Annotated in this window: 23 protein-coding genes; 16 read left to right on the forward strand and 7 right to left on the reverse strand. The window is 69.4% G+C overall.

Annotated features, from left to right (window positions below; genetic code table 11):
• Positions 1 to 42: 42 nt before the first annotated feature.
• The 3 genes from ACFWNN_RS22880 (at position 43) to ACFWNN_RS22890 (ending at position 4,597) form a co-directional block, all read left to right on the forward strand.
• Entirely contained in the window at positions 43 to 1,695 is a 1,653-nt protein-coding gene (locus tag ACFWNN_RS22880; RefSeq protein ID WP_382441946.1) for a pentapeptide repeat-containing protein, read from the forward strand.
• 83 nt (positions 1,696 to 1,778) lie between these two features.
• Positions 1,779 to 2,717: an NmrA/HSCARG family protein gene (locus tag ACFWNN_RS22885; RefSeq protein WP_382441947.1), complete on the forward strand. Its 939-nt coding sequence runs from the start codon at positions 1,779 to 1,781 to the stop codon at positions 2,715 to 2,717.
• Positions 2,718 to 2,806: 89 nt separating this feature from the next.
• Entirely contained in the window at positions 2,807 to 4,597 is a 1,791-nt protein-coding gene (locus ACFWNN_RS22890) for a BTAD domain-containing putative transcriptional regulator (RefSeq protein WP_382441948.1), read from the forward strand.
• Here the strand turns inward: ACFWNN_RS22890 and ACFWNN_RS22895 are convergent.
• On the reverse strand, positions 4,567 to 5,550 hold the full coding sequence (locus ACFWNN_RS22895; RefSeq protein WP_382441949.1) for a helix-turn-helix transcriptional regulator: 984 nt from the start codon (positions 5,548 to 5,550) through the stop codon (positions 4,567 to 4,569). The two genes, ACFWNN_RS22890 and ACFWNN_RS22895, sit on opposite strands and share 31 nt — an antisense overlap.
• 94 nt (positions 5,551 to 5,644) lie before the next feature.
• Between ACFWNN_RS22895 and ACFWNN_RS22900 the strand changes: the two genes are divergently transcribed.
• The 6 genes from ACFWNN_RS22900 to ACFWNN_RS22925 all read left to right on the forward strand — a co-directional run bounded on the left by ACFWNN_RS22900 (position 5,645) and on the right by ACFWNN_RS22925 (position 9,370).
• Positions 5,645 to 5,992 (forward strand): nuclear transport factor 2 family protein, encoded by a 348-nt coding sequence (locus ACFWNN_RS22900; RefSeq protein WP_382441950.1) that lies wholly within the window; start codon positions 5,645 to 5,647, stop codon positions 5,990 to 5,992.
• Between the two features lie 102 nt (positions 5,993 to 6,094).
• Positions 6,095 to 6,451 carry a hypothetical protein gene (locus tag ACFWNN_RS22905; protein WP_382441951.1) on the forward strand — a complete coding sequence of 119 codons (357 nt, stop codon included), beginning with the start codon at positions 6,095 to 6,097 and terminating at the stop codon, positions 6,449 to 6,451.
• The gene (locus ACFWNN_RS22910) at positions 6,448 to 7,329 is read left to right on the forward strand and encodes a WXG100 family type VII secretion target (RefSeq protein WP_382441952.1); all 882 of its coding nucleotides are present in this window, start codon (positions 6,448 to 6,450) and stop codon (positions 7,327 to 7,329) included. Before ACFWNN_RS22905 ends, ACFWNN_RS22910 begins: the two co-directional genes overlap by 4 nt.
• On the forward strand, positions 7,326 to 7,769 hold the full coding sequence (locus tag ACFWNN_RS22915) for a hypothetical protein (RefSeq protein ID WP_382441953.1): 444 nt from the start codon (positions 7,326 to 7,328) through the stop codon (positions 7,767 to 7,769). The genes ACFWNN_RS22910 and ACFWNN_RS22915 overlap by 4 nt, the downstream gene beginning before the upstream one ends.
• 23 nt (positions 7,770 to 7,792) lie before the next feature.
• A complete protein-coding gene (locus tag ACFWNN_RS22920; RefSeq protein WP_382441954.1) occupies positions 7,793 to 8,749 on the forward strand; it encodes an acyltransferase domain-containing protein in 957 nt (318 codons plus the stop codon).
• 45 nt (positions 8,750 to 8,794) lie between these two features.
• Positions 8,795 to 9,370 carry a dihydrofolate reductase family protein gene (locus ACFWNN_RS22925; RefSeq protein WP_382441955.1) on the forward strand — a complete coding sequence of 192 codons (576 nt, stop codon included), beginning with the start codon at positions 8,795 to 8,797 and terminating at the stop codon, positions 9,368 to 9,370.
• On the opposite strand, the gene ACFWNN_RS22930 is transcribed toward ACFWNN_RS22925, so the two are convergent.
• Together ACFWNN_RS22930 and ACFWNN_RS22935 are read right to left on the reverse strand one after the other, a co-directional pair.
• Entirely contained in the window at positions 9,357 to 10,310 is a 954-nt protein-coding gene (locus ACFWNN_RS22930; protein WP_382441956.1) for a glycoside hydrolase family 6 protein, read from the reverse strand. The two genes, ACFWNN_RS22925 and ACFWNN_RS22930, sit on opposite strands and share 14 nt — an antisense overlap.
• A gap of 94 nt (positions 10,311 to 10,404) precedes the next feature.
• Positions 10,405 to 12,618, reverse strand: coding sequence for a glycoside hydrolase family 9 protein (locus ACFWNN_RS22935; protein WP_382441957.1), 2,214 nt, complete (start codon positions 12,616 to 12,618; stop codon positions 10,405 to 10,407).
• A gap of 310 nt (positions 12,619 to 12,928) precedes the next feature.
• On the opposite strand from ACFWNN_RS22935, the gene ACFWNN_RS22940 reads away from it, so the two are divergent.
• From ACFWNN_RS22940 to ACFWNN_RS22960, 5 genes are read left to right on the forward strand one after another with little or no spacing between them, the layout of a single operon-like run.
• Positions 12,929 to 14,212: an ABC transporter substrate-binding protein gene (locus ACFWNN_RS22940; protein WP_382441958.1), complete on the forward strand. Its 1,284-nt coding sequence runs from the start codon at positions 12,929 to 12,931 to the stop codon at positions 14,210 to 14,212.
• The gene (locus ACFWNN_RS22945; RefSeq protein WP_382441959.1) at positions 14,212 to 15,174 is read left to right on the forward strand and encodes a carbohydrate ABC transporter permease; all 963 of its coding nucleotides are present in this window, start codon (positions 14,212 to 14,214) and stop codon (positions 15,172 to 15,174) included. The genes ACFWNN_RS22940 and ACFWNN_RS22945 overlap by 1 nt, the downstream gene beginning before the upstream one ends.
• 2 nt (positions 15,175 to 15,176) lie before the next feature.
• Positions 15,177 to 15,998 (forward strand): carbohydrate ABC transporter permease, encoded by an 822-nt coding sequence (locus tag ACFWNN_RS22950; protein WP_382441960.1) that lies wholly within the window; start codon positions 15,177 to 15,179, stop codon positions 15,996 to 15,998.
• Entirely contained in the window at positions 15,995 to 17,314 is a 1,320-nt protein-coding gene (locus ACFWNN_RS22955) for a GH1 family beta-glucosidase (protein ID WP_382441961.1), read from the forward strand. Before ACFWNN_RS22950 ends, ACFWNN_RS22955 begins: the two co-directional genes overlap by 4 nt.
• Before the next feature lie 53 nt (positions 17,315 to 17,367).
• Positions 17,368 to 18,369, forward strand: coding sequence for a LacI family DNA-binding transcriptional regulator (locus ACFWNN_RS22960; RefSeq protein WP_382441962.1), 1,002 nt, complete (start codon positions 17,368 to 17,370; stop codon positions 18,367 to 18,369).
• A gap of 18 nt (positions 18,370 to 18,387) precedes the next feature.
• On the opposite strand, the gene ACFWNN_RS22965 is transcribed toward ACFWNN_RS22960, so the two are convergent.
• The 4 genes from ACFWNN_RS22965 to ACFWNN_RS22980 form a co-directional block, all read right to left on the reverse strand.
• Positions 18,388 to 19,002, reverse strand: coding sequence for a cysteine hydrolase (locus ACFWNN_RS22965; RefSeq protein ID WP_382441963.1), 615 nt, complete (start codon positions 19,000 to 19,002; stop codon positions 18,388 to 18,390).
• A gap of 56 nt (positions 19,003 to 19,058) precedes the next feature.
• On the reverse strand, positions 19,059 to 19,502 hold the full coding sequence (gene cynS, locus ACFWNN_RS22970; RefSeq protein ID WP_382441964.1) for a cyanase: 444 nt from the start codon (positions 19,500 to 19,502) through the stop codon (positions 19,059 to 19,061).
• Positions 19,502 to 20,662 (reverse strand): NAD-dependent formate dehydrogenase, encoded by a 1,161-nt coding sequence (locus tag ACFWNN_RS22975; RefSeq protein ID WP_382441965.1) that lies wholly within the window; start codon positions 20,660 to 20,662, stop codon positions 19,502 to 19,504. Before ACFWNN_RS22975 ends, cynS begins: the two co-directional genes overlap by 1 nt.
• 150 nt (positions 20,663 to 20,812) lie before the next feature.
• Complete coding sequence (locus ACFWNN_RS22980) at positions 20,813 to 21,079, reverse strand: UBP-type zinc finger domain-containing protein (protein ID WP_382441966.1); 267 nt, start codon at positions 21,077 to 21,079, stop codon at positions 20,813 to 20,815.
• 57 nt (positions 21,080 to 21,136) lie between these two features.
• On the opposite strand from ACFWNN_RS22980, the gene ACFWNN_RS22985 reads away from it, so the two are divergent.
• Together ACFWNN_RS22985 and ACFWNN_RS22990 are read left to right on the forward strand one after the other, a co-directional pair.
• Complete coding sequence (locus ACFWNN_RS22985) at positions 21,137 to 22,804, forward strand: FAD-dependent oxidoreductase (RefSeq protein ID WP_382441967.1); 1,668 nt, start codon at positions 21,137 to 21,139, stop codon at positions 22,802 to 22,804.
• The gene (locus tag ACFWNN_RS22990) at positions 22,804 to 24,216 is read left to right on the forward strand and encodes an ATP-binding protein (RefSeq protein WP_382441968.1); all 1,413 of its coding nucleotides are present in this window, start codon (positions 22,804 to 22,806) and stop codon (positions 24,214 to 24,216) included. Before ACFWNN_RS22985 ends, ACFWNN_RS22990 begins: the two co-directional genes overlap by 1 nt.
• The last annotated feature ends 2 nt before the right edge of the window (positions 24,217 to 24,218 follow it).

The following is a 24,218-nucleotide window of genomic DNA, read 5'->3' on the forward strand; positions in this document are numbered from 1 at the left end:
CGGACGGTGTTGCACTGAGCGATCTTCTGACGAACTAGGAACATGACCACCACTGGATCCGGGCCTGGTTCACGATGGCGCCCGAGGGGGCGGCCCGCGTCCGGCGACCGGTTCCCGTGGCTCGGGCTCCTGGTGGGACTGGCCGCGCTGATGGCGGTCGCCGGCGGCGCGCTGTGGTTCACGTTCGACTGGCTCGCCCGAGTGGCGTCGGTGAAGGCCGACCAGAACGCCGCCATCCAGGGCAAGGACTACGTCACGGCGATGCTCGACGCCGTCAAGATCGCGCTGAGCATCGTCGCCGGCGGCGGCGCCCTCATCGCGCTGTACCTCGCCATGCGCCGGCAACGAACCGCCGAACGCGACCTGCGCGCACGGCTGGACGCCCAGGTCCACACCGAGGACGACGCCAAGGCACGCCGAGTCACCGAGCTGTACACCAAAGCCGCCGATCAGCTCGGCTCCGACAAGGCACCGGTGCGGCTGGCCGGTCTGTACGCGCTCGAACGCCTCGGGCAGGACAACCCCGACCAGCGCCCGACGATCGCCAACCTCTGGTGCGCCTACCTGCGCATGCCCTATCTGGCGGCCCCATCGGTCTCTCCCCGCCCTGGATCGCCTCGGCCACTGCCGCGCGGACACCGGCGAACCGTGATCCGGCACTCAAGACCTGCCGAAACCTCACCCAAACCCGCGACGGCGCAGGCCGAGGCGGTGCTGGAACGCGACGTGCGCCTTTCCGTGCAACGCCTTCTCGCCAAGCACCTCCGGCCACCCGAACACGACCACGACCACAGCAACTACTGGCCGGAGATCCCGGACCTGGATCTCACGGAAGCGCTGCTGATCGATCTGGACCTCAGTTCGTGCGTCCTGCCCGTGGTCCGCATGGATCGGGCGGCATTCTCCGGAAACACCGACTTCCGCGGCACGACGTTCAGCGGCGCGGCCTGGTTCGAGCGCGCGACCTTCACCGGCACCGCGCGCTTCGCCGGCGCGACCTTCGCCGAAGGCGCGGTTTTCAGCGGGGAGACGTTGACCGCGGCCACGTTCAGCGGCGCCACGTTCGCCGACACCGCTCAGTTCGACAACACGACGTTCATCAAGACCGCCGCGTTCAGCGGCGTCACCTTCACCTTTTCGACGTTCGGCGGCGCGAGATTCATCGGGACAGCCCGCTTCGACAGCGCCACCTTCGCCAAAGCCGCGCAGTTCAACCGAGCCACGTTCACCGAATCAGTGTATTTCTCCAGCGCCGCTTTCACCGACTCCGCTGTTTTCGACAGCGCCACGTTCGTCAGTGGTGCCGCGTTCATCAACACGCAGTTCACGACTGCGGTGTTCATCGACGCGCAGTTCTCCGTGGCCAGATTCGTCGGCGCGTGGTTCACCGACGCGGCCCAGTTCGACAGCGCGCAGTTCACCGGCTCTGTCTTGTTCGACAGCGCGACGTTCACCGAGGTCGCGCAGTTCGGAGGCGCGAGGTTCTCTGGCACGGTCTCGTTCGACAGGGCCATGTTCGGCAGCGACACCACGTTCGGCGGCGCCTGGTTCGCCTCGGTGGCGAGCTGCACCGAGGCCACCGTACTCAGCAGCGGAGCGGAAGCCCTTTCCTCCGACTGGCCGCCAGGCTGGACCTGCGCCGTCGCCGAACAGACCGGCGAAACCCTGCGGCTGGTGCCCGTTCCAACTGGATGAGGCGTGCATCAGACGTGCACAGGACGCCAACGTCGCAGGACTTCCATTGGGGTCAGACATCCCGTCAACCCCAAGGAGTCCCGATGACCAGCAAGAAGATCATCGCAGTGGTCGGCGCCACCGGACAGCAGGGCGGTGGCCTGGCCCGCGCCATCCTCGACGACCCGGACGGCGGGTTCGCCGTCCGGGCGCTGACCCGCAACGCCGACTCCCCCGCCGCCAAGGAACTCGCGGCGAGCGGCGCCGAGGTCGTGGCCGTGTCCGTAGACGACGAGGAGAGCCTGCGCACCGCCCTCGAAGGCGCGTACGGGGCCTACTTCGTCACGGCGTTCTGGGAGTACAACGACGTCCAGCGCGAGCAGGCGCAGGCACGGGCCATGGTGAACGCGGCCAAGGCGGCGGGCCTCCAGCACGTGATCTGGTCGACGCTGCCGGACACCCGCGACCACCTGCCGGCCGACCGCGTGCCGACGTTGCACGGCAGCTACAAGACGCCGCACTTCGACAGCAAGGCCGAGATCGACGGCTTCTTCCGCGAGGCCGGCGTGCCGACCACGTTCCTGTCCACCACCTTCTACTTCGACGCGTTCCTCGACTTCTTCCGGCCGCAGCGGGGTGCGGACGGCAGGCTGGCGCTCGCGCTGCCGATGGGCGACAGCCCGTTGCCCGGCATCGCGTCGGAGGACATCGGCCGCACCGCCTACGGGATCCTCCAGCAGGGCACCGGCCTGGTCGGCGAGACGATCAGCGTGTCCGGCGAGAACCTGACCGGCGCCGAGTACGCCGCCAGGTTCACCGCGCAGCTCGGCGAGGAGGTCGCGTACTTCCCGATCAGCGCCGAGGACGTGCGCGCGAGCGGGGCGCCGGGGGCCGACGACATCGCCAACATGTTCGTCTTCTACGCAGAGCACGCGGAGTTCTTCGCCGGCGCGCGCGACCCGGAGTTCGTGCGGACGCTCAACCCGCGCCTCAAGGACTTCTCCACGTGGCTGGCCGCCAACGGCGACAAGTTCGCATCCTGACCCACGGTCAGCGGTGCGCGCGGAGGGCGCAGGAATACCGGCTTCGCAGCTGCGGTTGTGCGACGTGAGGCTGCGGAGAGGAATCGCCAGTGCGCGAAGGGTTGCGGTTCGAGGTGCTCGGACCGGTGCGGGCGTGGCTGGGCGAGACCGAACTCCCGCTCGGGCCACCCCAGCAGCGCGCGATCCTCGGCATCCTGCTCCTGCGCGGCGGCCGCGCCGTCACGCCTGACCAGCTGATCACCGCCGTGTGGGGTCCCGAGGCACCTCCGGCGGCGACCGGCATGATCCGCTCCTACGTCTCCCGCCTGCGCCGCGTGCTGCCCGCCGGTGTCATCACGTCCGTCGGCGGCGGGTACGCGTTGCCGCCGACCGGCCTCGACGCAACCGACTTCAGCCGCCACCTCGCCGAGGCCCGCACGGCCACGACCGCCACGGCGGCCACACACCTGCGCACCGCGCTGGGGCTCTGGCGGGGTGTCCCGCTCGCGGGCGTCAACGGCGACTACGCCGAGTCCGAACGCGTCCGTCTCACCGAACAACGCCTCGCGGCGATCGAGGACCTGGCCGCCGCCGACGTCGAACTGGGCCGCCACGTCGAAGCCGCCGACGCACTGGACGAGGTCATCGCGGCCGAGCCCCTCCGCGAACGCCCGCGCGAGCTGCTCATGCACGCCCTCTACCGCGCCGGGCGCCAGGCCGACGCACTGGCCGTGTTCACCGACGTCCGCCGCCGCCTCGACGAGGAGCTCGGCCTGGAACCCGGCCCCGAGCTGCGCGAGATGCAACGCCGCATCCTCACCTCCGACCCGGCACTCGTCCGCGAGCAGCCAGCGCACAGCCGCCACCCCGCCCAGCTGCCACCGGACCTGCCCGACTTCACCGGCCGGTCCGAGCTGATGCCCGGCCTCGCCGACGCGCTGACCCCGGCGGACGCGAGCGTGCCGCTGATCGGGCTGGAAGGCCTGGCCGGCGTGGGCAAGACCGCCCTGGCCGTCCACATCGGACACAAGGTCGCCGCCCGCTTCCCCGACGGCCAGCTGTTCGCCGACCTGGGCCGCACCACCGACCCGTTGTCCGCCCTGCTCCGCGCCCTGGGCCACACCGACCTGCCCGCCTCACCGGCAGAACGCGCGACCCTCTGGCGTTCCAGCACCGCGGGCAGGCGGCTGCTCGTCGTGCTGGACAACGCCCGCGACACCCACCAGGTCCGCGCGCTGCTGCCCGGCACCGGCGGCCCGGCCGTGCTGATCACCGCACGTCAACGGCTCTACAGCCTCCCGTACGGCCACTGGCTGCGCCTGACCGGCCTGCGCCCCGACGAATCCTTGGCGCTGCTGGAAAAGCTGGTCGGCGACCGCGTCCGGCGCGACCCCGACACGGCCCGCGCGCTCGTCTCCCGCACCGCCGGACTCCCCCAGGTGATCACCGGCATCGGCACCCGCATCGCGTCCCGTCCGGAGTGGACGCTCCCCGACGCCGTGGCCCGCCTCGGCAAACCCCGCGAGGGAGCGGTGGTGCTGCCACCGGAGTGCGCGGTGATCGAGGAGCCCTTCATCTCGGCCCTCGACGAGCTCGCTCCCGCCCAGGCACGCGCGTTCCGCCTGCTCGCGATCGGCGACGGCCCGGACATCACCCTGCCCGCGGCGGCCGCCGTGCTGGACCTGCCGACGCGCGAGGCGGCACTGCTCGTCGAGTCGCTCGTCGACGTGCACCTCATCGCCTCGGCGGGCGGTGACCGGTACGTCTACCCGGAACCAGTGCGCCACTTCGCCCGCGGCCGCGCCTACACCGACGACGGCCCCGAGGCGTACCAGGAGGCGCTGACCAGGCTCGTCCGGTTCTACAGCGCTCAGCGCGACGGCGTGCCGGCAGGCGCCTGAGAGCCGTAGAGCTCGGCGATCGCTTTCGCCTGCCCGGCAAGGGCTTCGCGTGCCTCCTCAGGCGCGAGCACCTCCACCCCGGCCCCGAACGCCAGCAGCATCTCGACCGCGCGCACCGAGCGGAACCGCAGCTCGACCTGACTCCACCCGGACCGCGACGCCGGAACTGGGCCATCGAAGAGCTCTCCCTGGTGCACGCGCAGCAACAACGCCAGCACGTCGTCCCGCACCAGCGCCGTGACCGCCACCAGGGACGGAAGATCGTCGATCCGGCGCCGCAGCTCCTCCCAGACGTCGTCCAGCTCCACCCCGGCCCGGCGCCGCACGGGTTCGGCGACCACCACGACCGACTGCGCCCGGTCGACGCGGTAGAGCTGGGGAGCGCCCTCGCAGTCGGCGACCAGGTACCAGACGCCCGCCTTGTTGACCAGGCCGTACGGGTCGACGGTGTAGGTGCGCACGCGGTTGTCGCGGCCGTGCCGGTACCGCAGCCGCAACCGCCAGTCGGCGAACACGGCCCGTTGGAAGACCTCCAGGTCAGAAGAACCGGGTGCACCACGCCACCGCACGGGGTCGATCAGCACGCGCCTGCTGGTCAGGTCGGCGCCGCCCTGGTGAGGCGCGGGCAGCGCGGCCATCACCTTGCGCAGCGCCGATCCCAGGGCCTGACCGAGGCCGAGGTCGGCGTGCGCGGAGCCGGCGAGCACGACGAACAGCGCGCGGGACTCGTCGGCGGTGAGGCCGGTGACGTCCGTGTGGTAGCCGGGCAGCAGGGCGATGCCGCCCTGGGGGCCGCGCACCGTGTAGACCGGCACGCCCGCCGCGGACAGGGCCTCGAAGTCGCGCATGATCGTGCGCGCCGACACCTCCAGCCGTTCGGCCAGGTCGGCGGCGGACAGCTGCCCGTGGGTCTGCAGGAGCAGCAGGATCGAGAGCAGGCGGTCGGACTTCATGTCAGGAAATCTCCTCCACCTATATGACAGGAGATGACATATACGTCCGTCAAGACTGTGGTTCATCGAGATCCGACGAGAGGAACCACCAGTCATGACCGCGCTGAAGATCGCCGACGAGTACGTCAAGGCCTGGACCGGCGGCGATGCCGAGACCGCGTTGAGCTTCGTGGCGGACGACGTCGTGTGCGAGGCACCGACGGGACGCATCGAGGGGATCGAGGGATACCGTCAGTTCCTGGCGCCGTTCGTCGGCAGGCTCACCAGGGGTGAGGTCCTCGACGTGCTCGGGCGCGACGACCGTGCCGTGACGGTGTACTCGATCGACCTGCCGTTCGTTCAGAACGTGCACGGCACCGAGTACCTCACCGTCACCGACGGCAAGATCAGCCACGTGATCAGCGTGTTCGACATGGCGCCCATGCTGAAGGCGCAAGGCTGAGCCATAAGGAATCTCTATGTATCGCTTGGCGTGTGGCGACGACTTTCCCAATTGAGCCGAATACGACGGAACCACACATTGGAGTCAGACGTCATGCCCGCCATGGGAGAGAGATTCCACGTCGAGCCGGATGAGCTGCGCGGGTACAGCGGCCTGCTCGAACGTCAGGCCGAGCACTTCCTGACGATCAGGGAGCACGCGATCGAGAAGGGCGGCGACACGTCCGGGTTCACCGGGCTGCTGTCGCTGCTCGACCCGGTCGTGATCGGGGTCGCGCAGCTCTACGGCGAGACGCTCACCGCGGCCAACCAGAAGATGGCGCAGGACGCCGAGTCGCTGGTGAAGTCCGCTCACGCCTACGAGAAGGCGGACCAGGTGGGCGTCTGCCTGATCGACACGGCGGCGGGCACAGCCGAGGCCCCGTCGTGGCTGGGCCGGTACCTGGGGCTGGGCGAATGAGCGCCGGGGTCTGCAACGGGTACCAGGACGTCGAGGACCCGGCCGTCGCGTTGCGCGCCGCGCCCGAGGACCGGCCCGGCAGGCAGACGGTCAAGGAGCTGATCGAGGCGGCGGGCTGGAAGATCCAGGGCGTCAACTGGATCTACCAGCAGGTCACCGGCGACGACCTGGTGCGCGACCTGGTCATGCCGCTCGCGGGCGACTTCGAGAAGATCGACGCGAACGCCGCCGCGTGGGACCGCATCGCCAAGGCGCTCGACAACGTGCGGCACAACGTCAACAACGGCATCGAGGAGCTCTCGCCGCACTGGGACGGCGGCGCGGCCCAGAGCTTCGAGAACCGCATGCGCCGCACGTGGACCATCGCGATCGAGTGGGACTCGCAGATCGCGAAGTTCATCGGCGACCGCTTCAAGAACATGGCGAGCTCCTGCCGTTCGGCCGCGAAGCTCGCGCTGACGTTGCTCGACAAGATCTGCGACAAGCTGATGAAGGCCGCGATGACGGCGTGGATCCCGCTCGTGGGCTGGGGCCGTGCCGTGTGGATGGTCTACGACGTGGTCAACATCGTCGACCAGGTCCGCAAGCTCATCCAGTCGATGCAGACGCTGATCGAGGGCGTCAAGGGCATGATCAACGGCATCAAGCTGATGGGCACCGCCCTCGCGCGCATCCCGGACGTCCGCGACGTCAACGACTTCTTCGACGTGGTCGACGCGTGGCAGGACGGCAAGGAGAAGTTCGGCGACGGCGCGTCGGCCGCGGGCAGCGGCGCGTGGGGCGTGGCCAAGAGCGGGTACAAGGGGCGCAGCAAGTTCAACGAGGCCGCGAAAGAGGAACGCTGGGCCGACAAGGCCACCTCGGGCGGTGCGGAATGACGTTCCCGTACGAGAGCGCCCGCCAGCAGTTGCAGGCCTGGCAACAGGATCTCGACGCGCGCGGCGCACAGCTGGAGAAGGTCGCGCTGGAGGCGTCACGGGTGCAGAGCCGCGGCGGCGACCTCTCCCCCGCGGACATCGCCGAGATCGAGAAGTTCGCGAAGTCCAAGGACGCGCCGAACGCGTTGAAGGACCTCCAGCGCAAGGTCGACTCGGGAGCGCTCTCCTGGCAGGACATCGCGTCCGGCCGGGCCGTCCACGATCCCGAGGTGCAACGCGCGATGCAGACCAGCATGCCGTCGCTGAAGCGCGCGTACACGGGAATCAAGGAGGGCCAGAACCTCGACGAGATCGTCGCGGCCGGTCAGCAGCGCGCCCGGCCGTCGCGCGGCGACTACGACGACGACCTGCCGAGCGACTTCACCGAGGACGCCTTCTAGCGCGCGTCGGTAGGGTCGTGCTCGTGGAGCTGAAGGAGACCGCCACCCTGCTCGGTGTTCCCTTCGAGGAACTGGACCGCGTGCACGACCTCGCCGGCGACCGGCCGTCCGCTCCCCTGCCCGCCCGGGCCGAGGCGCCCGCGCTGCTCGCCCGGCTCGGTGTGCCTCCCGAGGACGCCGCCGAGGTCATGGCGGGCTGGCCCGGCTCTCCACTGTGGACACCGGAGCTGGACTGGTTGCTGGACCGCTCGATCGCGTTGGTGCGCGCCGACCTCGGTGGCGCCGACTGGCTGCCGCCGGGTCCGGAGCTGCCGCGCGACCGCGGTCCCGCGTGGCGCCACTTCTACGTGTACCTCTACCTGGCACTGGTCGACGTCGTGCGCGGCTATCACCGCGACCACGGCATCTCCGACGAGGTCTCGTGGACGACCCTCGCGGACCTGGGCCGCAACCTCGCGGTCGACCGGCGCATGCGCGGCGAGGGCTGGCCGGTCATGCAGAGCTGGCTGACGCTGCACGCGCGAGGAGGCGTGTACGAGCTCGGCCGGGTGCAGCACCAGCGCGGTGGGACCGCTCTCTCGTTGCACGTGCCGGATGCCGGGCCGCTGACGCCGGAGGCGGTCGACGCCTCGCTCGACGAGGCTCGCGCCTTCTTCCCGCGCCACTTCCCGGACGAGCGCTACACGGCGTTCTCCTGCGGTTCGTGGTTGCTCGACCCGCAACTGCTGGAGTACCTGCCCGCGGACTCCAACATCATCCGGTTCCAGCGGCGGTTCGAGCTGGAACCCCACGAGGAGCTGGAGGGGATCGACGCGGACGTCGAGGTGCTGCGGTTCGTGTTCCGCACCCTGACCACGCCGCTCGACCGCCTGCCGCGCCGCACGCTGCTCCAGCGCGCGATCCTCGACCACCTCGAAGCAGGTCACCACTGGCAGTGGCGAGTCGGAAAGTTTTCGTTCCAGGTGTCGAAACCGGGGTAGACCGTTCGTACAGGGGGTGACTTCGACTTCCTAAGGGGTGCGGTGATGCGTTCTATCTCGGCGACGATGTTCATGACGCTCGACGGCGTGGTGCAGGGTCTGGGCCGCCCGGACGAGGACACGCGCGGCGGTTTCACCCACGGCGGGTGGGGTGCGGCGTACAACGACGAGGTGCTGGGCGCGGAGATGGGCAAGGGCATGGCGCAGAGCGGCGCGATGCTGTTCGGGCGCCGCACGTGGGAGGACTTCATCGGCGTGTGGGCGTCGGCGACCGACGGGAACCCGTTCAGCACGCACATGAACGCCGCGCGGAAGTACGTGGTGTCGTCGAGCCTCGCCGACGCCGGTGCGTGGGAGAACTCGGTGCTGCTGCGGAACGTCGACGACGTGGCCGCGCTGGACGAGGAGCTGTCGATCATCGGCAGCGCGGCGCTGGTGCGGTCGTTGCACGCCGCCGGGTTGATCGACGTGTACACGCTGGTGATCCACCCGCTGACGCTCGGCACCGGCGCGCGCCTGTTCGACGGGCCCGCGCCGGTGACCGAGTTCGAGCTGACCAGCAGTGTGACGACGCCGAAGGGCGTCATCGTGGCGACCTACGGGCGGGTCACGTCCCGTTGATCAGCCGGACGGCCAGGTCGGGGTTGAACGTCCCGGCCGGGGTCGTCGGCGCGATGCCGCACGGCCCGTCGGACACGCCGGGGGTCTTCACCCACAGCAGCATCTCGGCGCCGCCGCCGGTCTGGGCGGTCACCCCGAGCTTCGCTCCGGCCGGGTTGCACCAGCCGTTCGGGTCGGAGTTGCGCCCGTTCGCGTTGCGGCTGGTGTCGATCACGAACGGCTTCGCCGCGGGCAGGAAACCGTTGACCTGGTTGGCGTACGTGATGGACTGGCTGGTCGTGTAGTAGTTGGACACGTTGACGGAGAACCCGCGGATGTTGGCCACGCCGGCTTCGTTCAGCCGGTACGCGATGGTCGACGGGGTGCCCCAGCCTGCGTTGCCCGCGTCGAGGTAGGCGTAGGTGTTGGGCGCCTTGGCCTTGAACTGCTCGGTGGCGTACTTGAGCAGGCCCGCCATCTCGTCGCGTTGCGCCTGGGTCAGGCAGCCGTAGGCGGCGAGCGCGTCCGGTTCGATGATCACGACGGCGGGTTTGGCGCCGATCCCGGCCGCGAAGCTCGCGATCCAGGTCCGGTACGCGCCCGCGCTGCCCGCGCCGCCGCCGGAGTGGCCGCCGCACGCGTCCCGGTTGGGGATGTTGTAGGCGACCAGGACGGGCAGTTTGTCCTGGCCGTCGGCGGCGCCGGTGTAGTTGGCGACCGTCGAGGCGATGTTGGCGTCGTTGCCGAACCAGCGTGCGATCGGCTTGGTGCTGATGGAGTTCTGGATCTGGGTGCGTCGTGAGTCGTTCGGGTTGTTCTGCACCCAGGTGGCCGGGGCCGAGCCGGGGTTGACGTACCAGCCGCTCGTCATGCCGATCGGGCTGGCTGCTGTGGCAGGGGTGACAGGTGACAGCAGCAAGACCGCGCAGAGGGCGGCTGTGGAACGGACAATCCACCGCACTGTGGATCTCCTCTCGGACGGGGACCTTTCCTCTCACCCGCCACGGGGTCCCCGCCCGCACGACGCTGTGCGGGCGGGGAGGTGGCGGGAGTTCTCAACGGGTGTCGGCGAACGCCGCGACCCAGGCGAGCGCGGAGTTCCAGTTGATGGCGACCTCGTTGGTCGACCAGGAACCCAGCTCGTCGATGTAGCACTTCGCGGGGGCGCAGCCGGGCAGGTTCTGCTGCGCGACCGGGTCCTGCAGACCGGAGTTCGGGCCGCCGGCGAGTGATCCCGCGGGCGGGTTGGGGTAGGCCGCGTTGACCGAGTGCGCCCAGTGCCGGTGGTGCTGGTTCTTGCTGGCCTGCTCGCCGTAGCCGCTGACGAACGACTGGTTGAGGCCGTTGCGGCCGAGCAGGTAGTCCATCGACTCCAGCACGCCGTCGCTGTACTTGCGGTTCAGCGTGGTGTCGTAGGCCATCGCCATGATCATCGACGCGGTGAGCGTGGCGCTCGTGGAGCCCCAGGCGTACTGGCCGTCGGCGGGCTTGGACGGGTTCGGGTAGCCCTGGGACTTCAGGTCGCGCAGGTGGCCGTCGGCGACGTTGATCAGCCGGGCGCGGGCCGTGATGACGCGGTCGAGCGGGAACTTGAGCGGCAGCCGCATGATCGTGAGGTCCGCGAGTCCGCCGGTGTCCTTCCAGGAGAACCCGGCCGAGGTGAGCTTCGTGGTGACCTTGCTCAGGTACTCGCGCTTGCCGGTCGTCGCGTAGAGCTCGGCGCCGGCCCAGGAGAACTCGTCGGTGACGTTCGTGTCGTCGTAGGCGCCGCCGCCGACGCTGTCCTCGTCCGGGGCGTACTTCGCCGGGTTCGCCAGCGCGGCCTTCCAGGCGGTCTCGGACGCGGCCAGGCATCTGTCGGAGAACGCGCGGTCCCAGACCTTGAAGACGCGGGCGCACTGGGCACCGGCCGCGGCGAGGTTCAGCGTGGCGGCGGTGGACGGGGCGTGCAGGTACCGGGGCTGCGGGTCGTTGCTGGGCAGCATCGGGTGCCCGGTCCAGGCCAGGTCGTGGATCTTGTGGTGCGCCATGCCCGCGAGCGGCTGACCGGCGGGGACCTGCATCTTCAGCAGGAACTCCATCTCCCAGCGCGCCTCGTCGAGCACGTCGGGCCGCCGGTTGTCCTGCTCGGGGATGCTGAGCAGGCCGTCGCGGATGCCCTCGATGTCGAACGTGTAGAGCGAACGCTCGTAGGTGTCCATCAGCTGCCACGCGGCGAGCGCGCCGTTGACGACGTACTTGCCGTGGTCGCCCGCGTCGTACCAGCCACCGCTCACGTCGAGCCGGTAGTCGCACTCCCCCGGCAGGCAGGGCACCGAGACGTCGCCCTGGTTGGGGGCGACGCCGACGTGACCCGCGGGCCGCGCGTAGGCGTCACCGACGTACTTCGCCTCGATCGGGGTGCCGCTGCGGTTGTGGTAGAAGTACGCCAGCGAGTCACGTCGTAGCTGGTCGTAGGGCTTGTCGGTGATGTCGAACGGGTAGCTGCTGTCGGTGCCGACAGTCAGGCTGTAACCGCTTCCAGCCTTCTTGAACGACGAGAAGTCGGCGATGTGCACGTCGTCGCGCGTCATCGCGTCCTTGCCCTTGACCTGCGTCTTTCCGGTCTGGACGACCGCACCGGAGGCGTCCTTGAGCTGCCAGTCGAGCGGCGTCGCAGAGCTGCTGACGATCGAGGCGCGCTTGGTGCCCGCCGTCGGGTACGCGTACTGGTTGGTGCGCACGGGCGAGCCGTAGTCCCAGCCACCGCCGGGCGGGACGATTCCGCCGGTCAGCGACACGTCGTCGATGCACAGGGTGTAGGGCTCGGCGGACACGCCACCGGCCTGGATCGCGACCTGACCGCCGGTGCGGGTGGCCACTGTGGACGTTCCGGTGAACTCGAACGTCTTCGGAGTGCTGGTGAGCGCGGCGGGCTTGTTGAGCACGGTGGTGCTCGGCGGGGAGGCGAGCGCGACCGCCGCTCTGACCGTGACGTTCTTCGTCGCGGTGGCGGTGAAGCGCAGCGTGTAGGGCTGGCCGGCCTCGAGCGGGACGTCGTTCTGGCCGATCATCGCGGTCCACGGGTTCGCCGTGCCGCCGGGGATCTGCGCGCACAGCCTGCCGTCGGCCACTGTGGACGGAGCGATTCCGCTGCTCCACCAAGGGTTCTTGACGGAGTCGAACGTGCCGTTGAGCACCCGCTCGTAGGCCTCGGCCGCATTGGCGGAGGGCATGAGCGCACCTATCAGGACCAGCGGGAGGCCGACCGCGGTCAGCCTGGTCTTCACGGACATACCGGAGCCCTTTTCGGTTCGAAGGTCTACCGGCACGACCGCAGCGTCGGAGCGAATGTTCACCCACCCGACTCGCGGTGTCAACGACCCGCCGTCATCGAAACGAGATCCGGGCCAGGTCTTCCCATCCCGATGAACTCGTGGTTACAGTCCTGTAAGCGCTCACAGTCTCCCCCGATCCCGCTGGGCGCACACCGGCCGAAGCCGCAGCGTCGCAGCAGGTGAACGGTGTTCCAGGGGTCCGCGAAGCGATCAGTTTCAGCCGTTAGCGCTTGCGGACCATCCGCCGACTGGAGGTTCTTCGATGGGTGTTCGACCAAGGCGCGCACTGCTCGCCACAACACTGCTCGGCTCGCTCGTGGCCGTGTCCGCGTGCGGTGGCGGCGCTGCCGATTCCGCGTCGGGGGACGTGACGCTGATCGTCAAGACGTTCAGTCAGTTCGGCTACGACGAGCTCTACAAGGAGTACGAGGCGAGCCATCCCGGCGTGAAGATCAAGGAGGAGAACATCGGCAAGCTCGGCGACTACACGCCGAAGCTGCAGCAGTGGCTCGCCACAGGCAAGGGCGCGGGCGACGTCGTGGCGATCGAGGAGGGCATCCTCTCGCAGTTCATGGCGAAGCCCGACCAGTTCGTGAACCTGCTCGACCACGGCGCCAAGGACCTCTCCGGCAACTTCCTGCCGTGGAAGTGGCAGCAGGCGTCCACTTCGGACGGCAGCAAGGTGATCGGCCTCGGCACGGACGTCGGCGCGCAGGGCATGTGCTACCGCAAGGACCTCTTCGAGGCGGCGGGTCTGCCGGCCGACCGGGAGGCGGTCGGCACGCTCTGGCCCACGTGGGAGAAGTACCTGGAGACGGGCAAGCTGTTCAAGTCCAAGAAGCCCGACATCGGCTTCTACGACTCGACCGGCAGCGTCTACCTGAACATGCTCATGCAGTCCGGTGACCACACCTACTACGACGCCACGAACAAGCTCGTCATCGACTCGAACGCGGCCGTCAAGGACACCTGGAACTCGTCGATCGAGATGGTGAAGGCCGGGCTCTCGGCCAACATCGAGCAGTGGAGTCCGCAGTGGAACGCGGGGTTCAAGAACGGCACGTTCGCCACGATCCCGTGCCCGTCCTGGATGCTCGGCACGATCGAGAAGCAGGCGGGGCCGGAGAACAAGGGCAAGTGGGACGTCACCCGCGTGCCCGGCAACGGCGCGGTGCGCGGTGGTTCGTTCCTCGCGGTGCCGACGCAGAGCACGCACCAGAAGGAGGCCGCCGAGCTCGCGAAGTTCCTGACCAGCGCGAAGGGTCAGACCGCGGCGTTCAAGGCGAAGAACAACTTCCCGTCGTCGCCGCAGGCCATCGACGACCCGGTGGTGCAGGAGTTCAAGAACCCGTACTTCAACGACGCGCCGGTCGGCAAGATCTTCGGTGACAGCGTCAAGGCTTTGAAGCCGGTCTACCTCGGCCCCGGCAACAACGCCATCGGCGACCGCGTCGGCAACGCGCTGCTCGCCGTGGAGCAGGGCAAGCTCCAGCCCGACGAGGCCTGGGCGAAGGCCGTCGACGACGCGAAGCGCCTGGCGAAGTGATGGTCGACCTGAAGTCGCGTCCGGTCGCCCGCAAGGCGGCCGGGCGCACGCCCCCTGAGCGACCGCGGCTGCGGGACCGCGTATCGCGCGTCGAGGTGCGGTGGTCGCCCTACCTGTTCATCGCCCCGTTCTTCGTGATCTTCGCGGTCTTCGGGCTGTTCCCGCTGGCCTACACGGCCTGGGTGTCGTTGCACGACTGGGACATCACCGGCGCGGGCGCGTTCGTCGGGCTGGACAACTACGTCACGTTGTTCGCGGACCCGGACTTCTGGAACTCGGTCTACAACACCATCGGCATGCTCGTGCTGGCCACCGTGCCACAGCTGCTGATGGCGCTGGTGCTCGCGAGCCTGCTCAACCAGCGGCTGCGGGCCGTCACCTTCCTGCGGATGGGCGTGCTGCTGCCGATCGTCACCTCGGTGGCGGCCGTCGGCATCGTGTTCAGCCAGATCTTCGACCGCGACGCCGGCCTGGTGAACGGCCTGCTGGGCCTGGTGAACGTGGACTCGATCGACTGGCGCGCGGACAAGTGGTCGTCCTGGGCCGCGATCTCGACCATGGTCAACTGGCGGTGGACGGGCTACAACTCGTTGATCTACCTGGCGGCCATGCAGGCGATCCCGCGCGACCTCTACGAGGCGGCCACTGTGGACGGTGCGGGCAAGATCCGTCAGTTCTGGAGCATCACCGTCCCGAACATCCGGCCCGCCATCATCTTCACCGTCGTCATGTCCACGATCGCGGGCATGCAGCTCTTCACCGAGCCGTTGATCTTCGGTCAGGGCAGCTTCGCGATCTCCGGCGGCAGCCTGCGCCAGTTCCAGACGGTGTCGATGTACATGTTCGAGAAGGCGTTCCGGGACTTCGACTACGGCTACGGCTCGGCCGTCGCGTGGATGATCTTCCTGCTGATCACGCTGCTCGGGGTCGTCAACTTCCTGATCACGCGGAGGTCTCGGTAGTCATGCGGAAGACCCAGCCGTTGCTCTACGCGACCCTGCTCGTCGGAATCGTCCTGTCGGCGTTCCCGCTGTACTGGCTCTTCGTCGTCGCGACCCGCTCCAACGACGTCGTCGGCGACTGGCCGCCGCCGCTGGTGCCCGGCGGGAACCTGTGGGACAACCTCGGCAGGCTGTTCGCCGCCGAGGACGCGAACTTCCTGCTGGGCCTGGGGAACTCGCTGCTGACGTCGGCCGTCGTCACCGTGTCGGTGGTGTTCTTCTCGGCGCTCGCGGGGTTCGCGTTCGCCAAGCTGAAGTTCCGCGGCCGCAACGGACTGCTGCTCGTCATCCTGGCCACGATGATGATCCCCGTGCAGATGGGCATCATCCCGCTGTACATGATCATGGTCGAGCTGGGCTGGCAGAACCGGATGGAAGCGATCGTCGTGCCGTCGCTCGTGTCGGCGTTCGGCGTGTTCCTGATGCGGCAGTACGCCTCGCAGGCCGTGCCGGACGAGCTGATCGAGGCAGCTCGGATCGACGGCTGCGGCACGTTCCGGATCTTCTGGTCGATCGTGCTGCCGGCGTTGCGGCCCGGTGCCGCGGTGCTCGCGCTGACGACGTTCATGGGCACCTGGAACGAGTTCCTGTGGCCGCTGGCCGTGCTGGAGGCGGACAACCCGACCGTGCAGTTCTCGCTGTCGCAGCTGTCCACCACCTACTACACCGACTACACGCTCATGTTCACCGGGGCGCTGGTCGCGACCGTGCCGTTGCTGCTGGTGTTCGTCGCGTTCGGCCGTCAGATCATCGGCGGCATCATGGAGGGGGCGGTCAAGTCATGACTTTCGGACCCGGTTTCCTGTGGGGCGCGGCGACGTCCAGCTACCAGATCGAGGGAGCCGCTTCTCTCGACGGCCGCCTTCCGTCCATTTGGGACACGTTCTGCGCGGCGCCGGGCAAGGTCGACGGCGGCGACACCGGCGCCGTGGCGGCCGACCACTACCACCGCTACCCCGAGGACGTCGCGCTCATGCGGTCGCTCGGGCTCGGCGCCTACCGGTTCTCGATCGCGTGGCCCCGCGTCCAGCCGCTCGGGTCCGGCGCCGTCGAGCAACGCGGCCTCGACTTCTACCGCCGTCTCGTGGACACGTTGCTGGACAACGGGATCCAGCCGTGGCCGACCCTCTACCACTGGGACCTCCCGCAGCCACTGGAAGACCTCGGCGGCTGGCCGGAACGTGACACCGCGCTCCGGTTCGCCGAGTACGCTGAGCTCGTCCACGACGCTCTGGGCGACCGCGTCACGCACTGGACGACGCTGAACGAACCGTGGTGCTCGGCGTTTCTCGGCTACGCCACCGGCAGGCACGCGCCGGGCCGCCAGGACCCCGCGGCGTCCATCCGCGCCGCCCACCACCTGCTGCTGGGCCACGGCCTCGCCGCCCGAGCCATGCCCGGCGCGTCCGTCGGCATCACGCTCAACCTCACCCACGTCACCGCCGGCTCGGGTTCGGCCGAGGACCTCGACGCGGCGCGCCGGATCGACGGCCTGCAGAACCGCCTGTTCCTCGACCCGGTGCTGCTGGCCGAGTACCCGTCCGACGTGGTGGCGGACCTGGCTCCTGTTACCGCGTTCGACTTCGTGCAGGAGGACGACCTCAAGAACATCGCCGCGCCGCTCGACTTCCTGGGCGTCAACTACTACTCCCCCATGCTCGTCGGCCACGGTTCCGCGTCCGGCCCGTCCGCCTACGTCGGCTCCGAGCACGTCAGCCACCTCGACGGCGGCCGCGCCCGCACGTCGATCGGCTGGGAGATCGACGCCCGCGGCCTGCTCGACCTCCTGCTCCGCCTGGACCGCGACTACCCCGCGATCCCGTTGTACGTCACCGAGAACGGCGCCGCGTTCGACGACGAGATCCACGACGCCGAGCGCATCGCCTACCTGGACGGCCACGTCCGCGCCTGCGCCGACGCCATGGCCCGTGGCGTGCGACTGAAGGGCTACTTCGCCTGGTCGCTGCTGGACAACTTCGAGTGGTCCTACGGCTACGCCCAACGCTTCGGCCTGGTCCACGTCGACTACCAAACCCAGGAACGCACCCTCAAGGACAGCGCGCACTGGTACGCCGCCCTGATCCGGCGTGGCGGACTGTGAGCGCTTACAGAGTTGCTACGCTGCCAGCACGCCGACGCACAGGGGGACCCACGATGACCACCAGACCTCCGACCCTGGAGGAAGTGGCGCAACGCGCGGGCGTCTCCACCGGCACCGTGTCCCGCGTCATCAACAACGCCCGCCACGTCAGCGAGAAGTCACGCCTGGCCGTCCAAAGCGCCATCGCCGACCTGGGCTACGTCCCCAACACGGCGGCCCGCTCCCTGGCCACCCAACGCCGAGGCGTGGTCGTCCTGGTCATCTCCAGCGACGACCCGGCCCTCTTCGCCAACCTCTTCTTCGCCGAAGCCATCACCGGCGTCAACGCGGCACTGGAAGAAACCGACCTCCACCTCATGCTCCTGCTGGCCGCCTCCCCCCGGGGCCGCGACAGGTTCGCGCAGGTCATCCAGTCGAGAGGCGCCGACGGCATCATGCTCCTGGCGCTGAAGGAGAACGATCCGCTCTCCAAGATGGCGGAGGACAGCGGCCTGCCGGCAGTCCACGGCGGCCGCTCCCTCGACAAGCCCCCGCAGTGGTACGTGGACGCCGACAACCGAGGCGGCGCCCGCACAGCCGTGGAACACCTCATCGCCCAGGGCCGCAAGAACATCGCCACCATCACCGGCGAACTGGACACGCACGCCGGCATGTCCCGCTACATGGGCTACCGCGAAGCCGTCGTCCTAGCGGGTCTGAGTGATGGGCGCGTCGCCCACGGCGACTTCAGCGAACCCAGCGGCGCGGCGGGCATGAAGCTGTTGCTGGAGAACCACCCCGACCTGGACGCGGTCTTCGTGGCCTCCGACGCCATGGCCACCGGCGCGCTGACCGTCCTGCGCGCCGCCGGCAAGCGCGTACCGGAGGACGTCGCGGTGGTGGGCTTCAACGACATCGTGACGGCCCAGCACACCCAGCCGGCGCTGACCACCGTCCGGCAGCCGATCGAGGCGCTGGGGCGGGAGATGACGCGGATGCTGATCAGGCTGCTGAACGGCGAGCAGCCGACGTCGCTGATACTGCCGACCGAGCTGATCGTCCGCGACTCGGCCTGAAGCACCCGCGTCACCCGGTCAGGCCAGCGCCGCGATCACCTGCTCCGCGCTCACCGGGACGGAGAACATCGGGTAGTCGTAGGTGAGGGCGTTGTCGTGCTCGGCCACCGACGTCGCCGCCACGCAGTCGGTCAGCGTGATGACGCGGTAGCCGTTCTCGTAGCCGGTGCGCATGGTCGACTCGACGCAGCAGTTCGTGAGGAACCCGCCGAGCACGATGGTCGTGATGCCCTTGCTGCGCAGGATGAAGTCGAGGTTGGTGCTGGCGAACGTGTCCAGCCCGCGCTTGCCCTCCACCACGATGTCGCCGGGCTGCGGGGCGAGCTGGTCGGTGATGGCCGCGCCCCAGGAGTCCTTCACGAACGCGTTGCCGTCCACGACGCCCTTGAGGATGCCGTACGGGTGTGCGGAGATCTCGTTGTAGCCCTGGGCGAACGTGATCGGCGCGTGCATGATCGTGGCGCCTGCCCTGCGCGCGGCGTCCACGACCGCGATGGTGTTGCCGAGCATTCCCGTCTTGTCCATCACCTCGGACACGGCGCCGTGCAGCACGCCGCCCTCGCTGGTGAAGTCGTTCTGGTACTCGATCAGCACCACCGCGGTCGTGGCGGGGTCCAGCGTCAGTTCGCTCATGTGCCCATCGAACGTCGGCCGCCCGTGCTGCGGCAATCACCGAACCGGGTGTTCGGTCACCACTGGTAGGGCAGGAACTTCCCGTCGAGGGTCACGACCACGCGGTCGCCCGCCGGGTCCTCGACGCGCTCGACGTTCATCCGGAAGTTGATCGCGCTCATGATCCCGTCGCCGAACTGCTCGTGGATCAGTTCCTTGATCGTCGGCCCGTAGACCTGGATGACCTCGTAGAACCGGTAGATCGTGGGATCGACCGGCACCGCCGTCTCCAGCGCTCCCCGGAAAGGTTGTGCCACCAGCGCCGCTACCTCCGAGGTGGAAAGCTCCAGCAACGAGCCCGCTGCGGAGGCGACGTCGGCCGGCACCGGGTGCTGGCCGAGCAACGCCGCGGTCGTCCACACCAGCGGGCGGTCCAGGGCGTCCGCGATCGCCGACCAGCTGAGGCCCAGCCGTGCCTTGGCGGCCAGGACGGCCTGTCCCGCCTCGGTTTTCGCACTCATCAGCTGTTCGTCGAGTACGAGTGCGCGCCGGTGCCGGCGAGCTTGCCGCCGTCGACGATCAGGTACTCGTCGCGGATCGGCGTGCCGGCGAAGAACGACTCCAGGATCTCGCGCGTGCCGGCGGCGTAGCGGGCCTGCGCCGACAGCGAACTGCCCGAGATGTGCGGGGTCATGCCGTGGTTCGGCATGGTGCGCCACGGGTGGTTGGCGGGCGCGGGCTGCGGGAACCACACGTCGCCCGCGTAGCCGGCGAGCTGGCCGCTCTGCAACGCCCTGACCACGGCGTCGCGGTCGGCGATGCGGGCGCGGGCGGTGTTGATCAGGTAGGCGCCGCGCTTCATCGTCGCGATCAGCTCGTCGTCGAACAGGCTCTCGGTCTCGGGGTGCAGCGGCGCGTTGATCGTGACCACGTCGCAGTGCGGGACCATGGCCGCCGCGCTCTCGTGGAACGTCAGGTTGTACTCGCGCTCGACGCTCTCCGGCAGGCGGTGGCGGTCGGTGTAGTGCAGGTGCACGTCGAACGGCGCCAGCCGCTTGAGCACCGCGAGGCCGATGCGACCGGCGGCGACCGTGCCGACGTGCATGCCCTCGACGTCGTACGAACGGGCCACCGCGTCGGCGATGTTCCAGCCGCCGTCCAGCACGATCTGGTGCGACGGCACGAAGTTGCGCACCAGGTTGAGGATCGACATCACCACGTGCTCGGCGACGCTGATGGAGTTGCAGTACGTCACCTCCGCCACGGTGACGCCGTGGGCGATCGCCGCGTCCAGGTCGACGTGGTCGGAGCCGATGCCCGCCGTCAGCGCGAGCTTGAGCTTCGGCGCGCGGGAGATCCGCTCCTTGGTGAGGTACGCGGGCCAGAACGGCTGGGAGATCACCACGTCCGCGTCGGCGAGCTCCTGGTCGAACACCGAGCCGTCGCGGTCCTTGTCCGAGGTGACGACGAGCGTGTGCCCCTGGCTCTCCAGGTACTGCCGCAGGCCGAGCTCACCGGACACGCTGCCGAGCAGGTGGCCCGGCGTGAAGTCGACCGCGGACGGCGTGGGCAGCGTCTGGCCGCCGGGATAGCCGTCGAGGTGCGGCAGGCCGTCCCTCGCGTAGGTCTTCGGGTAGCCGTCGACGGGGTCGTCGTAGAGGACGCACAGGACCTTCGCCATTGCAGGTCTCCCTTGCCGGATGGGGTCGTGGTGGAACGTCTACGACCTTGCTCCGGCGGTGACCCGGGTGTCCAAACGAACGTTTCTATCGCCTGATAGCCCGCGTCTATCAGGGCCCGCCACCACAGGCGACGGGCCTCCCGAGAGCCGTCAGACGAGCGTGTTGTCCACGAAGCACCAGCGCCAGGTCTCCCCCGGCTCGAACGAGCGGATGATCGGGTGGCCCTCGTCGGCGAAGTGCTTCGAGGCGTGCTTGGCGGGTGAGGAGTCGCAGCACGCGACCTTGCCGCAGCCGAGGCACAGGCGGAGGTGCACCCACCTGCCACCCACGGCCAGGCAGTCCTCACAGCCCTCCAACGTGGACGGTGCGGGCTCGGCTCCGAGCTCGGCGACGTGTGCACAGGTACTGGTGGTCACGGGCACGACGTTACCTCTGTTGCGGACATCGACAACTTCTGGTGTTTGACTGGACGCATGACGACTGCCGGTCGCGTCGCGCGGCCTTCGATTCTCACGGTGGACGACGACCCGGCCGTGTCCCGGTCCGTGGCGCGCGACCTGCGCCGTCAGTACGGCGAGCACTACCGGATCGTGCGGGCGGAGTCGGGAGCGCAGGCGCTCGAGGCGTTGCACGAGATCAAGCTGCGCGGCGAGGAGGTCGCGGCGCTGCTGGCCGACTACCGGATGCCGCAGATGAGCGGCATCGAGTTCCTCGAGCAGGCGATGGACGTGTTCCCGCAGGCCAGGCGGGTGCTGCTGACGGCGTACGCGGACACCGACGCGGCGATCCAGGCGATCAACGTCGTGGACCTCGACCACTACCTGCTCAAGCCGTGGGACCCGCCGGAGCAGAACCTCTACCCGGTGCTCGACGAGCAGCTGCGGGCCTGGGCGGTGAGCGACCGGCAGCCGCCGCAGCGGGTGCGGGTGGTCGGGCACCGGTGGTCGCCGCGGTCCTACGAGGTGCGGGACTTCCTGGCGCGCAACAGCGTTCCGTTCGTCTGGCACGCGCTGGAGGAGCCCGAGGCGCAGTGCCTGCTCACGGCGGCGCACCAGGACGGGTCGACGCTGCCGGTCGTGGTCACGGCGCAGGGCAAGGCGCTGGTGGACCCGTCCGACGCGGACCTGGCCGCCGAGGTGGGGCTGACCACGCAGCCGTCGGCCGACTTCTACGACCTGATCGTCGTCGGTGGCGGGCCGGCGGGACTCGGCGCCGCGGTGTACGGCGGGTCGGAGGGGCTGCGGACCGTCCTCGTGGAACGGATCGCGACCGGCGGCCAGGCGGGCACCAGCAGCCGCATCGAGAACTACCTGGGCTTCCCCGACGGCGTGTCCGGCGGGCAGCTGACCGAACGCGCCCGCAGGCAGGCGGTCAAGTTCGGGGTCGAGCTGCTCACCACCCGGGACGTCGTCTCGCTGGAACGCCGCGGCTCCGCACGCGTGGTGAAGTTCGGCGACGGCACGGAGCTCGCCGCGCACACCGTCATCCTCGCGACCGGCGTGTCGTACCGGCTGCTGAACGCGCCCGGTCTCGGCGAGCTGACCGGGCGGGGCGTCTACTACGGCGCCTCCACCACCGAGGGCCCGAACTGCGCCGGTCAGGACGTCTACCTGGTCGGCGGCGCGAACTCGGCGGGTCAGGCGGCCGTCTACTTCTCCGGGCACGCGAACAAGGTCGTGATCCTGGTGCGCGGCGACTCGCTGGAGCAGTCGATGTCGCGGTACCTGATCGACCAGCTGGACGCGATCCCGAACGTCGAGGTGCGCACGCACACCGAGGTCTGCTCCGGCACGGGCGACGACCACCTGGAGACGCTCACGTTGCTGCACAACAAGACCGGCGAGCGGACGACGGTCAAGGCGAGCTGGCTGTTCGCGTTCATCGGCGCCGCCCCGCGCACCGACTGGCTGGACGGCACACTGGAACGAGACGACCGCGGCTTCCTGCTGGCTGGCCCCGACCTCGGCACCACGCCGCCCGGCTGGGACCTCGGCCGGGCGCCGTACCACCTGGAGACGAACGTGCCGGGCGTGTTCGTGGCGGGCGACGTCCGCGCCGACTCGGTGAAGCGCGTCGCGTCCGCCGTGGGTGAGGGCGCCATGGCCGTCACCCTGGTCCACCGCTACCTGGAGAGGTCCTGATGGACAGGCTCACCACCGCGGAGCTGCGCGAACTGTTCCTGTTCGAGAAGCTCGACGACGCCCAGCTGGAGTGGCTCGCGTCGCACGGCCACATCGAGACCCGCGAGGCCGGCACCCCCGTGCTGACCGAGGGCGAGCCCGCGACGTGCTTCTTCGTGCTGCTGGAGGGCACGGTCGCGCTCTGCCGCACGATCGGCGGCCAGCGCATCGAGGTGAGCCGCAGCGAGCAGCGCGGCTCGTACTTCGGCGCCACCCAGGCGTACCTGGAGCTCGACCAGCCGACCTACCAGATGACCGTCGAGTCGATCACCGCCACGTCGATGCTCCAGTTCGACGCCGACGAGATCGGCCCGATGATCCGCGCGTGGTTCCCGATGGCGATGCACCTGCTCGAAGGCCTGTTCTGGGGCATGCGCAACACCCAGGCGACCGTGGGCCAGCACGAACGCCTCACCGCCCTCGGCGCGCTGTCCGCGGGCCTCACCCACGAGCTCAACAACCCGGCGGCAGCCGCCGTCCGGGCCACGGCCGCCCTGCGCGAACGGGTCGCGGGCATGCGGCACAAGCTCGCGCTGCTGGCCCAGGGCGCGCTCGACCCGGCCGAGCTGCCGGCGTTGGTGAAGCTGCAGGAGAAGGCGGTCGAACGGGTCGCCAAGGCCCCGAAGCTCAGCCCGCTGGAGACCAGCGACGCCGAGGACGAGGTCTCCGACTGGCTCGACGACCACGGCATCAACGGCGGCTGGGAGCTCGCACCCGTCCTGGTCGCGGGCGGCCTCGACGTCGAGTGGCTGGAGACGTCGCTGCGCCCGTGCTCCGCCGCGATCACCGGGTCGGCCGTCTACTGGCTGCGGTACACGGTCGAGACCGAGATGCTGATGAACGAGATCGAGGACGCCACCACGCGGGTGTCCACCCTGGTCGGCGCGGCCAAGCAGTACTCGCAGATGGACCGCGCGCCGTTCCAGGTGGTCGACGTGCACGAGCTGCTCGACTCCACGCTGGTCATGTTCGGCGGCAAGCTCGGGGACGTGCAGGTGGTCAAGGACTACGACCGCACGCTGCCGCGCATCTCCGCGTTCGCCGGCGAGCTCAACCAGGTGTGGACGAACATGATCGACAACGCGCTGAGCGCGATGGGCGGGTCCGGCACGCTGACCGTGCGGACGTTCGGGCAGGACCACCTCCTCGTGGTGGAGATCGGCGACACCGGGCCCGGCATCCCGGCGGAGGTGAAGAGCCGCATCTTCGAACCGTTCTTCACCACCAAGGCCGTGGGCGAGGGCACAGGGCTCGGGCTGGAGATCTCGTGGCGGATCGTGGTCAACAAGCACCACGGCGACATCCGGGTCGAGTCGGTGCCGGGTGACACGCGGTTCCAGGTGCGGCTGCCGCTGGAGGCTCCGGCGAGCTAGGC

It is taken from the genome of Lentzea sp. NPDC058450 (assembly GCF_042721395.1).
Taxonomy (GTDB): Bacteria; Actinomycetota; Actinomycetes; order Mycobacteriales; family Pseudonocardiaceae; genus Lentzea.